Source organism: Burkholderia sp. Ac-20384, from assembly GCF_017104605.1.
GTDB lineage: Bacteria > Pseudomonadota > Gammaproteobacteria > Burkholderiales > Burkholderiaceae > Burkholderia > Burkholderia lata.
Genome location: NZ_JAAGPE010000293.1, coordinates 1 through 11,145, shown reverse-complemented (window position 1 = coordinate 11,145; position 11,145 = coordinate 1). Strand labels below are relative to the sequence as shown.

9 protein-coding genes are annotated in these 11,145 nt (G+C 67.9%); 7 read left to right on the top strand and 2 right to left on the bottom strand.

The features are described from left to right. The coding region (locus G3O00_RS34275) for a TonB-dependent receptor (protein ID WP_206145636.1) at window positions 1-2,078 on the top strand (2,078 nt) is incomplete at its 5' end. Between the two features lie 69 nt (window positions 2,079-2,147). Here the strand turns inward: G3O00_RS34275 and G3O00_RS34270 are convergent. Further along, complete coding sequence (locus tag G3O00_RS34270; RefSeq protein ID WP_206145635.1) at window positions 2,148-3,107, bottom strand: LysR substrate-binding domain-containing protein; 960 nt, start codon at window positions 3,105-3,107, stop codon at window positions 2,148-2,150. Between the two features lie 136 nt (window positions 3,108-3,243). Here G3O00_RS34270 and G3O00_RS34265 point away from each other — a divergent pair, with 136 nt between their 5' ends. From G3O00_RS34265 to G3O00_RS34255, 3 genes are read left to right on the top strand one after another with little or no spacing between them, the layout of a single operon-like run. Beyond that, a complete protein-coding gene (locus G3O00_RS34265) occupies window positions 3,244-4,413 on the top strand; it encodes a M20 aminoacylase family protein (protein WP_206145634.1) in 1,170 nt (389 codons plus the stop codon). A 50-nt stretch (window positions 4,414-4,463) separates the two neighbouring features. After that, a complete protein-coding gene (locus G3O00_RS34260; RefSeq protein WP_206145633.1) occupies window positions 4,464-5,252 on the top strand; it encodes an ABC transporter substrate-binding protein in 789 nt (262 codons plus the stop codon). 52 nt (window positions 5,253-5,304) lie between these two features. Continuing rightward, window positions 5,305-6,489 (top strand): porin, encoded by a 1,185-nt coding sequence (locus tag G3O00_RS34255; RefSeq protein ID WP_011356188.1) that lies wholly within the window; start codon window positions 5,305-5,307, stop codon window positions 6,487-6,489. Between the two features lie 53 nt (window positions 6,490-6,542). Here the strand turns inward: G3O00_RS34255 and G3O00_RS34250 are convergent, their stop codons facing one another. Further along, window positions 6,543-7,562, bottom strand: a complete 1,020-nt coding sequence (locus G3O00_RS34250) for an NAD(P)-dependent alcohol dehydrogenase (RefSeq protein ID WP_206145632.1) — start codon at window positions 7,560-7,562, stop codon at window positions 6,543-6,545. Window positions 7,563-7,688: 126 nt separating this feature from the next. Between G3O00_RS34250 and G3O00_RS34245 the strand changes: the two genes are divergently transcribed. The 3 genes from G3O00_RS34245 to G3O00_RS34235 form a co-directional block, all read left to right on the top strand. Then, on the top strand, window positions 7,689-8,600 hold the full coding sequence (locus G3O00_RS34245; RefSeq protein WP_011356186.1) for a LysR family transcriptional regulator: 912 nt from the start codon (window positions 7,689-7,691) through the stop codon (window positions 8,598-8,600). Between the two features lie 232 nt (window positions 8,601-8,832). Then, window positions 8,833-9,726: a DMT family transporter gene (locus G3O00_RS34240; protein ID WP_206145631.1), complete on the top strand. Its 894-nt coding sequence runs from the start codon at window positions 8,833-8,835 to the stop codon at window positions 9,724-9,726. 204 nt (window positions 9,727-9,930) lie between these two features. Beyond that, the coding region (locus tag G3O00_RS34235) for an MFS transporter (RefSeq protein ID WP_206145630.1) at window positions 9,931-11,145 on the top strand (1,215 nt) is incomplete at its 3' end.

Here is an 11,145-nt window from a genome sequence, read left to right as displayed (position 1 = left end):
AGGAGAGCATCCAGGATGTGCCGGTCGCGGTGAGCGCGTTGAGCGGCGACACGATCAGGAACAACGAGCTGCGCGTGGTCAACGACGTCACGAAGTACGTGCCGAACTTCACCGGGCAATCGACCGAAGGCCGTGAGCGGCCGCGCTGGTTCCTGCGCGGCGTCGGCAGCAACGATCCGTCGGACCTGTCGCTGAGCCCGATCGGCGTGTACTTCGACGACGTCTACATCAACAGCGTGTTCGGGCAGGGCTTCCCGCTGTTCGACCTCGATCGCATCGAAGTGCTGCGCGGCCCGCAGGGCACGCTGTGGGGCAAGAATACCGTCGGTGGCGCGCTCAGCATCACGTCGCAGAAGCCGACCTTCGACGTGAGCGGCTACGGCAAGATCGGGCTCGGCCAGTACAACAGCCGGCTCGCGGAAGCCGCGATCGGCGGCCCGATCGGCAAGAACGACGTGCTGGCCGCGCGCGTGTCGGTGTATCACGAGAACGCCGACAGCTTCTACACCAATACCGTGCAGCAAGGGCGCTTCGGCGGCTTCCACGACAATGCGGTGCGCTTCCAGGTGCTCGCCGTGCCGACGTCGGATACCGACTTCCTGTTCAACATCCACGGCCGCAACTACACGGGCGGCGGCAATGCGTGGCACGCGCAGGGTGCGGGGCCGGGTGGCGCGAACCAGTTCGGCTTCGTCGGGTCGAGCGATCCGTACACGGTGTCGCTCAACGCGCCGTCGAGCGATCACATCTCGACCTGGGGCACGTCGCTCACCGCGCACTGGCGCATCAACCCGGCGGTGACGCTGACATCGATCACCGCGTTCGAAGGGCTGCACCGCTGGTACCAGGACGACGAGGACTATTCCGCGTTCGACGCCGCGCGTTCGCACGATCGCTTGTCGAGCCGCCAGTTCTCGCAGGAACTCCGGCTCGAATCGCCGCAGAACGACCGGTTCAGCTGGCTCGTCGGCACGCACCTGTTCACCGAGCAACTGGCCGAGCAGGGTGCCGGCGGCGGCCTGCCGGGCTCGCCGTCGCCCGCGTTCTACCACCTGACCGACCTCACGCAGCACACGCAGAGCGCGGCGATCTTCGGCAGCGTGAAGTACCGGTTCACCGACCGCTTCAACGTGACGGGCGGGCTGCGTTACACGATCGAGCGCAAGAACATCAACCTGACCGGGTTGCAGGACACCGGCAACGTGACGTTCAGCAATCCGGGCAGCTGGTGGGATCCGTCGTCGGTGTCGTCGCCGCTGGCGGTCAGCGCGCGGCAGAACCAGACGAACACGTGGCGCGCGCCGACCTGGGACCTCACGCCCGAATATGCGCTCAGCAGCAACGTGCGCGCGTATTTCCGCTATGCGCGCGGTTTCCGGTCGGGTGGTTACAACGGCAATGCGTATACGCAGAGTACGGTGTCGACCGTGTCGCCGGAGTACCTGACCGACTACGAAGTCGGCATCAAGAGCGAGTGGTTCGACAAGCGGCTGATCGTCAACGCGAGCGTGTTCCACTACGACTATCGCGACATCCAGGTGTTCGCGCTGGCGCCGAACCCGTTCGGCGGGCCGCCGGTGTCGACGCTGTCGAACGCGGGGCAGGGGCGCGCGGACGGCTTCGAGCTGGAGCTGAAGGCGCAGCCGGTCAACAGCCTCTACCTGTTCGCGAACCTCGGGATGCTGAACACGCGCTACACGGAGTTCCGCTACGTGCCGACCGCCGTCGGCAACTCGTTCGCGCGTTCGCCGCATACGACGATCAACGCGGGCTTCGACTATCGCGTGCCGGTGTCGTTCGGCACGCTGACGGCCGGCGGCGACGTGAATTACCGCAGCCGCGAGTACTTCAGCGCGACGCGGCAGACGATGCCGCAGCTCTGGCAGGGCGGCTACACGGTGCTGAACGCGCACGTGTCCTACACGACGCCGAACCAGAAGTACATCGTGACGGGCTACGTGACGAACCTGACCAACAAGGTCTACAAGAAGCTCGAGCTGCTGCCGTCGTATGGCGCGTATCCGGTGCTGTACGGCGATCCGCGCACGGTCGGGATCACGCTCACGGCGAAGATCTGACGGGCAGCACACGCATGAGGCGCAGGCGACGGCGCGGCGGCGAGCCGCGCCTGCCGCGCCGGCCGCGCGTCAGATCAGCAGCGACAGCGTCCTGAACAGCGCGAGATCCGCCTTGCGTGCCGATCGCGCATGCCGGCGGATCACGTGCAGCAGGCAGTCGATGAAGCAGCGCGCGGCGTCGCTGAGCGTGCTGCTGCGCCGCGTGACGATCCCGAGGTCGCGCGGCTCGAAAGTCTCGTTCAACTGCAGCGCGCGCATCCGTTCGCCGAACGACGGCACGGCCGCGAGGATCGTCGGGCACCACGTGCACATGTCGGCCTGCTCGAGCATCGTCTGCAGCATCGCCACCGACTGCGCACGCACGATACGCCGTTCGTCGATCTCGGCACCGTGGCGCGTGAACAGGTAATCGACGAGCGCGGCCTGTCCGTCGGCCGCGAAATTCAATACCCAGTCGTTATCGAGCAGGTCGTGGATCGACCGCGCGTGCTCGAGCGGATGGCCGGCGCGCACCATCACCGCTGTCTCGTAGCGCAGCATCGGCTCGAATGCGAATTCCTGCGTGCCGCCCGGTTGCACGTGCCCGAGCGCGAAATCCATGCTGCCGTCGCGCAACAGCGGCTGCGCGACGGCCATCAGCGCCTCGTAAAGTTCGAGGCGCACGTCGGGCATCTGCGCGCGAAAGCGCAGCACCGCTTCCGCGAGGAACGTCATCGTGAGCCACGGCGTGACGCCGATGCTCAACCGGCCTTCGACGCGGCCGCGCATGCGTTCGAGATCGCTCTGCGCGTGTTCGAGCTGTTTCAGCACGAGCTTCGCGTGCGTGAGCAGCGTCTTGCCGTATTCGGTGAAGCCGATCCCCTCCGGCGCGCGGACCAGCAGCGGCAGGCGTTCGCTGGCCTCCAGCTCGCGCAGCGCGCGTGTGACGGCCGCCTGCGACAGCCCGAGCGTGCGGGCCGCGCCGCGGATGCTGCCGGCCTCCGCGCTCGCGACGAGCGCCTGCAGCTGATGCAGCTTGATCGTGCTCATGGTGCGATACCCGACAACGAAAGGTTGTCATCATAACGAAACCGAGGCTGTTCGCCGGGATTTTCGCTGCCTACGATGCGGCCACGATCGGTCATTCGGGCGATCGGCAACCGGAACGCATCGAGGAGAATCGGGGTTGGACCACAAACACATCCCGCCGGAAATGGCGGCCATCGAGGCGGAGATGATTGCGCTGCGCCGCCGGCTGCATGCGCATCCGGAGCTTGGTTTCGAGGAGCACGCGACGAGCGATCTCGTCGCCGGCTTCCTGACAACGTGGGGTTATCGGGTGACGCGCGGTCTGGGCGGCACGGGCGTGGTCGGCACGTTGACGCGCGGCCCCGGAAAGCGGCTCGGGCTGCGCGCGGACATGGACGCACTGCCGATCCGCGAGACGACCGGGCTGCCGCACGCGAGCCGGTGCGACGGCGTGATGCACGCGTGCGGCCACGACGGCCATACGGCGATGCTGCTCGCGGCGGCGCGCTGCCTGGCCGAGCGCGAACGCTTCACGGGCACGCTGAACCTGATTTTCCAGCCGGCCGAGGAAGGGCTCGGCGGCGCGAGGCGGATGATCGACGACGGGCTGTTCGAGCAGTTTCCGTGCGATGCGGTGTTCGCAATGCACAACGTGCCGGGCCTGCCGGCCGGCGTGCTCGGCTTCTGCGACGGCCCGGCGATGGCTTCGGCCGACGAGGTGCGCGTGCGCGTGACCGGGCGCGGCGGGCATGGCGCGGCGCCGCATACGACGATCGATCCGGTGGTCGTGTGCGCGTCGATCGTGATGGCGCTGCAGACCGTCGTGTCGCGCAACGTGAACCCGCAGGACCTCGCGATCGTGACGGCCGGCTCGATCCATGCGGGCACCGCATCGAACGTGATCCCGCCGCACGCGGATCTCGAACTCAGCGTGCGCGCGCTGTCGCCGGACGTGCGCGCGCTGCTGGAGCGGCGAATTCGCGAGATCGTGCACGGGCAGGCTGCGAGCTATGGCGCCACTGCCGAGATCGACTACCGGCACGAGTACCCGGTGCTGGTCAATCACGCGGAGCAAACCGCGTTTGCACGCGAGGTTGCCCGCGAATGGGGCGGCGATGGCGCGCTGATCCCGCATCTGCGGCCGATCGCCGCCAGCGAGGACTTCGCGTTCATGCTGAACGCGTGCCCCGGCAGCTACCTGTCGATCGGCAACGGCGACGGCGCCGCCGGATGCGGGCTGCACCACCCCGGCTACGATTTCAACGACGCATGCCTCGCCACGGGCGCGAGCTACTGGATTGCACTGGCGGAACGCTACCTCGCGTGACGTGCCCGCACGATTTCGACTGACGATTCACACAAGGAAGGAGACTGGCAATGAAGCAATGGAAACGGATGGCGGCGCTCGCGGTGGCGCTGGCGGCGAGCGCGGCGCATGCGGGCGACTGGGCGGGCAAGGAGATTCGCCTCGCGGTCGATCCGACTTACCCGCCGCTCGAATACAAGCTGCCCGACGGCACGCTGACGGGCTTCGGGATCGACATCACGAACGCGTTGTGCGCGGAGCTGCGTGCGCGCTGCGTGTGGGTCGAGTCGAGTTTCGACGGGATGATTCCGGGGTTGCTCGCGCGCAAGTTCGACGTGATTGCGTCGTCGATGACGATCACGCCGAAGCGGCAGCAGCAGATCGCATTCACGAACCGGATCTCGAATGCGCCGGCGCGCCTCATCGCGCGCAAGGGCTCGCCGCTGCTGCCGACGGCCGATTCGCTGAAGGGCAAGCGCGTGGGCGTCGAGCAGGGTTCCGCGCAGGCTGACTACGCGGTCGCGAACTGGCAGCCGGCCGGCGTGCAGGTCGTGTCGTACCAGAACCAGGATCAGGTCTATGCCGATCTCGTGACGGGCCGGCTCGACGCGGCGTTCCAGGCGTCGATCGCGGCCAGCGACGGTTTCCTGAAGAAGCCGCAGGGCAAGGATTTCGCGTTCGTCGGCGCGGCGATCGACGACGTGAAGTACTTCGGGCAGGGCGACGGGCTCGGGTTGCGCAAGCAGGACAACGACCTGCGCGATGCCTTCAACCGCGCGCTCGCGGCGATCCTTGCGAACGGCACGTACCAGCGGATCAACAAGAAGTACTTCGACTTCGACATCTACGGCGCGAAGTAAGCGGCGATGCCCGGAAAACGGGCAGTCACGAAAATATAAATAAGGAAACCGAATGAACTGGAGATCGTTATTCGTCGCGATTCCGGCGCTGTGTGCAGCGCCCGCGTTCGCGCAAGGCAGTGTCACGCTGTACGGCCTCGTCGATGCGGGCATCGACTACACGAACAACGTCGGCGGCCACAGTGCGTGGCAAATGGCGAGCGGCTTCGCGCAGGGCAGCCGCTGGGGGGTGAAGGGCACCGAGGATCTGGGCGGCGGCTACAGCGCGCTGTTCCAGCTCGAGAACGGCTTCAACGTGAACACCGGCACGCTCGCGCAGGGCGGCCGCATGTTCGGGCGGCAGGCCTACGTCGGGCTCGGCAGCGCGCGTTTCGGCACGCTGACGCTCGGCCGGCAATACGATGCGGTGGTCGACTATCTCGCGCCCACGACCGCAAACGGCAGCTGGGGCGTCTACCCGTTCTCGCATCCGCTCGACAACGACAACACCGGCAACACGTTTCGCGTGAACAACACGGTGAAGTATGCGAGCCCGGATTTTGCCGGCTTCTCGTTCGGCGGCACGTACAGCTTCAGCAACGACACGGGCTTCGCGAACAACCGGCAGTGGAGCGTCGGCGCGCAGTACGAGCAGGGCGGGTTGCTCGTCGGCGCGGCTTTCCTGAATGCGGACAACCCGGGCGCAACGTCGGGCGGCGCGATCGCGGGCTCGGGATCGGTCGGCGCCGATGCGAACTTCGCGTCGGCGCGGCTGCGGATCTTCGGGGCGGGCATCAACTACACGGCGGGGCCGGCGACGGTCGGGTTCGCGTACACGAACAGCAACGTCACGCGGCCGACCGCGAACGTCGGCTACCTGTTCGGCGACGAAACGATCGAGCCGGTGACCGGCCCGCTCGCGGGCGGCACGGTGTCGGCGATCAAGTACCAGAACTTCGAGGTGAACGGCAAATACCAGTTCACGCCCGCGCTGTTCGTCGGTGCGCAGTACGTGTACACGACGGTACGCTATGACGCGACGACGGGCAGCGCGAAGCCGAAGATCCATTCGCTCGGGCTGATGGCCGACTACAACCTGTCGAAGCGCACGGACGTGTACCTGATGGGCGCGTACCAGCGGATCGCGGGCGATGCGACGGGGTCGTCGCTCGACCAGGCCTATATTCCCGGCGCGGCGGACCTGTCGTCGACCTCGAAGCAACTGATGGTTCACGCGGGGATCCGTCACAAGTTCTGACGGCGCGATGACGGAAGAGGCGGCGGGCCGAACTGCCCGTCGCCTCGACGCGCTTACTGCGCGACGCGAATCACGACCTTGCCGAAGTGCTGCCCCGACTGCAGGTACGCATACGCCTGCGGCGCTTCGTCGAAGCCGAACACGCGATCGACCACCGGCTTGATCCGCTGCGCGTCGACCAGCCGCACGACATCGTCGAGCATCGCGCGGCTGCCGACCATGATCCCGTGCAGTTGCCGGATCCCGCCGATCAACGACAGCAGCCCGAGTTCAGGGCCGGCGAAGCTGCTGAGGCCGCCGATGACCGACACGATGCCGCCCATCTTCGTCGCGGCGACCGAGCGCGGCAGCGTCTCCTTGCCGCCGACTTCAACGACCAGATCCGCCCCCGCGCCGCCGGTGAGCCGCAGCACTTCGTGCTGCCAGTCGGGCGTCGCGCGATAGTTGATGGTTGCGTCCGCACCGAGTGCGCGGGCGCGTTCGAGCTTCGCATCGCTCGACGACGTGACGATGGTGCGCAGCCCCGCCGCATGCGCGAGCTGCAATGCGACGATCGACACGCCGCCCGTGCCGAGCAGCACGACCGTCGCGCCGGGCCCCAGGCCGCCGTCGGCGAACAGTGCATTCCAGGCGGTGATGCCCGCGCACGACAGCGTCGCCGCCTCGTCGTAGTTCAGGTGCGCGGGAATCGCGACCAGCGCGGCTTCGTCGGACACGAAATGTTCGGCCAGCACGCCGTCGAATTGCGCGCCGGGCGACCCCGAAACTTTCTGCGGCGTGGGCGGCCCGTCGATCCAGTGCGGGAAGTACGTGTTGATCACACGATCGCCCGGCTTGAAGCGCGTGACGTCGCGGCCGGTTTCGATGACTTCGCCGGCGCCGTCGGCAACCGGAATCAGCGCGTCCGTGCCGATGCCGAGATAGTCGCCGCGCGCGAACATCAGGTCGCGGTAGTTCAGTCCGGCTGCGTGGATCTTCACGACGACGTCGTTCGGCCCGACCGCGCGGCGTGTTGCGTCGATGCGCCGAAGCCCGGCCGCGCCGTCGCCCGGTTTCACTTGCCATGCGTGCATGTCGACTCCTTTTCGAGATAGAGCGGACTATCATAGTGTTGCGCATGGGGACGCATTGGCGAGAAATCGGCCAACAACTGTCGCCTGTGTGGAAACAACCCTGTGACCCAACCGGAGCGGAATGGCATGGACGAGCGGCTGAGAGGCGTGGCCGAATTTGTCGACGTGGTGGAGTCGGGCAGCTTCGCGGCGGCCGCGCTGCGGCTCGGCGTTACGCGCTCGGCCGTCGCGAAGGTCGTCGCGCGGCTCGAACGCCGTCTCGGCACCCGGCTCCTGCAGCGCACGACACGCCAGCTGGGCCTGACCGACGAAGGGCTCGTCTACTACGAGCAGTGCCGGCGGCTGCTGGCCGAACTCGGCGAGACGGAGGCCGCGCTCGACGCGGGGCAACGCGAGCCGGCGGGGCGGCTGCGGGTCAGCGTGCCCGTGCTGTTCGGCCGGCAATGCGTGGCGCCCGTCATGCGGCGCCTCGTCGAGCGCCATCCGCGGCTCGAGATCGACGTGTCGTTCAGCGATCGCGTGGCCGACCTGGTCAACGACGGTTTCGACATCGCCGTGCGCATCGGCGAGCTGGCCGATACGAGCGCGCTCGTCGGCCGGAAGCTCGGCGTGCAGCGCATGGGCATTTGCGCGTCGCCCGCGTATCTCGAACGTCATGGCCGGCCGGCGGGGCTCGACGCACTCGCGTCGCACGTCGGCATCGCGTATTCGCGCGGCGGGCAACCGACGCCGTGGCGGGTCGTCGGCGCGGACGGCGCGGTGCACGACCATCGCCCGGCCGGCCGCCTGCGGCTCGACGACCTGCTGGCGATCGCCGATGCGGCCGCCGCCGGCGCGGGCCTCGCGTGGCTGCCGTGCTGGCTGATGGCGCCTTACCTGCGCGACGGCCGCCTCGCGCTCGTGATGGACAGCAACAGCGTGTCGGGTGCCGAAGTGTTCGCGGTGCGGCCGGCATCGCGCCAGGTGCCGTCGAAGGTGCGCGTCGTCATCGATGCGCTCGTCGACGAGATACCGCGGATGCTGGCGTCGGATGATTGAGGTTGGCGCGAGATCCCCACGAAGCATGATCGGCTGACGCGGCGTATGATCGTCGCACACCGAATATACCGGGGGCATGCCGTGATGAAGAGGGAACCGCAGGTCGTCATCGTCGCGACCGTGACCGTATCGATCCTCACCTGTCACCCGGTGCGCCGCTGATGCGCGTGCATGCCCGCGGCCCCGGCGCAAGCGGGGCGGATATCCCTGCGACGCCACACTGCGAGTGCGCATGACGGCGATCGATACCTCGAATGCCGCACGGCAACCCGGCTGGCTGCGCATCGCGCCCGCGCTGTTCCTGCTGCTGTGGGCAAGCGGCTTCGTGTTCCTGAAGCTCGGCTTGCGCTATGCCGATCCGCTCACGTTCCTCGCGCTGCGCTATGCCTGCGTCGTCGCGTTGCTCGCCGGCCCGTTCCTGTGGCTGCGTCCCGCGTTGCCGCGCACGGCGCGCGCATGGCGCGATCTCGTCGTGGTCGGCCTGTTGCTGCAGGCCGGCTATTTCGCATTCACGTACCTGAGCCTGAAGCTCGGCATGTCGGCCGGCGCCGTCGCGCTCGTCACGTCGCAGCAGCCGATTCTCGTCGGGCTGCTCGCGCCGATGATTGCCGGCGAGCGCGTCGGCGTGCTGCGCTGGATCGGGCTCGCGCTCGGTGCCGCGGGCGCGGTGCTGGTGATCCTCGCGCGTTCGTCGGTCGACGTCGCGTCGCCGTGGGCGCTCGCGTTTGCCCTGTTCGCGCTCGCATGCATCACCGGCGGCACGCTGTGGGAAAAGCGCTTCGGCACCGACGTGCATCCGGTCACCGCGAACCTCGTGCAGTACGCGGTCGGCCTGGCGGTCACCGCGCCGCTCGCGTTCGCGCTCGAACCGATGCACGTGCAATGGACCGCCGGGCTCGCCGGTTCGCTCGCGTACCTCGTCATCTGCAACTCGCTGATCGCGATCTCGCTGCTGCTCGCGATGGTGCGGTATGGCGAGGCATCGCGCGTGTCGGCGCTGTTCTTCCTGATCCCGCCCGCGACCGCGCTGATCGCACTCGTCGCGCTGGGCGAGACGATCGGCGCGCTCGCGTGGCCGGGCATGGCGCTCGCGGCCGCCGGGCTGTTTCTCGTGATGCGTTACTGAGCCGAATCGACCCAGACGCACGCGGGGCGCCGATCGCCACACGCATCTCACATATCGAGACGACGTCCCGGTAATTGACGCGAAATTCACGCGGCTCCTAGACTGGCCTGGATGACGCCGCGCCTCACGCGGCGCGACGCTGCCGCCGCGCGCGGCGGCCGTACCGTCCCGCACGACGCGCGGGACGAACCAGGAGACACACCGATGACCGCTGCCGCCCCGCCGTTGCACGCCGCGACGATGCGACGCCTGAACCTGCGCCTGATTCCGTTCCTGATGCTGCTGTATCTCGTCGCGTATATCGACCGCTCGAACATCTCGGTCGCGGCGCTGCAGATGAACGCCGATCTCGGGCTGAGCGCCGAAATGTACGGGTTGGGCGCGGGGCTGTTCTACGTGACCTACATCCTGTTCGAGGTGCCGAGCAACCTGTTCCTCGCGCGCGTCGGCGCACGCCGCTGGATCGCGCGGATCATGATCACGTGGGGCATCGTCGCGGCCGCGATGAGCACCGTCCATACGCCGGGGCAGCTCTATGCGATGCGCCTGCTGCTCGGCGCGGCGGAAGCGGGATTCACGCCGGGCATCATCTACTACCTGTCGGCGTGGTATCCGCCGAGCGATCGTGCGCGCGCGATGTCGTTTTTCTATATCGGCGCGACGCTCGCCTCGGTAATCGGGTTGCCGCTGTCCGGTGCGCTGCTGAACCTGAACGGCGTGCTGGGCATCGAAGGCTGGCGCTGGCTGTTCCTGCTCGAAGGCGTGCCCGCGCTGCTGCTCGGGTTCGTCGTGCTGCGCCGCCTGCCCGACACGCCCGCGCATGCACGCTGGCTGCCGGCCGACGAGCGCGCGTGGCTCGAAGCGACGCTGCGCGACAGCGCGCCGCGCGAGCACCTGTCGCATGGCGCCGCGCTGCGGCGTGCGTTCGGCGACGGCAAGGTGTGGGCGCTCGCCGCGTTCTGGCTGCTGCAGGCATTCGGCACGATCGGCCTCACGCTGTTCCTGCCGCTGCTCGTGAAGAGCCTGTCGGGACAATCGAGTTTCGCGGTCGGCAGCCTGTCCGCGCTGCCGTTCCTGTTCGCGTGCGTCGCGATGTACGTGAACGGCCGGCATTCGGATCTCGGCGGCGAACGCGCGCTGCATCTCGGCGTGCCGATGCTGCTGGCCGGCGCGTTGCTGATCGCGGCGATCTATACGCCGACGCTGCCCGTCGCGTATGCGCTACTCGTGCTCGCGGTCGGCTTCAACTGGGCCGCGACGCCCGTGTTCTGGGCCGTGACGACCGAGTACGTATCGGGGCTCACGGCCGCCGCGTCGATCGCGCTGATCAACGCGGTCGCGAACATCGCGGGGCTTGCGCTACCGCCGGTGATGGGGCGGATCAAGGACGTCACGCATGCGTACGACCTCGCGCTGCTA

What these genes read in the sequence shown, in the direction of transcription:
- G3O00_RS34240 (WP_206145631.1), top strand. Translation starts at nt 8,833, where the DNA reads ATGACGGCGATCGATACCTCGAATGCCGCACGGCAACCCGGCTGGCTG.
- G3O00_RS34250 (WP_206145632.1), bottom strand. Translation starts at nt 7,562, where the DNA reads ATGCACGCATGGCAAGTGAAACCGGGCGACGGCGCGGCCGGGCTTCGG.
- G3O00_RS34255 (WP_011356188.1), top strand. Translation starts at nt 5,305, where the DNA reads ATGAACTGGAGATCGTTATTCGTCGCGATTCCGGCGCTGTGTGCAGCG.
- G3O00_RS34260 (WP_206145633.1), top strand. Translation starts at nt 4,464, where the DNA reads ATGAAGCAATGGAAACGGATGGCGGCGCTCGCGGTGGCGCTGGCGGCG.
- G3O00_RS34270 (WP_206145635.1), bottom strand. Translation starts at nt 3,107, where the DNA reads ATGAGCACGATCAAGCTGCATCAGCTGCAGGCGCTCGTCGCGAGCGCG.
- G3O00_RS34245 (WP_011356186.1), top strand. Translation starts at nt 7,689, where the DNA reads ATGGACGAGCGGCTGAGAGGCGTGGCCGAATTTGTCGACGTGGTGGAG.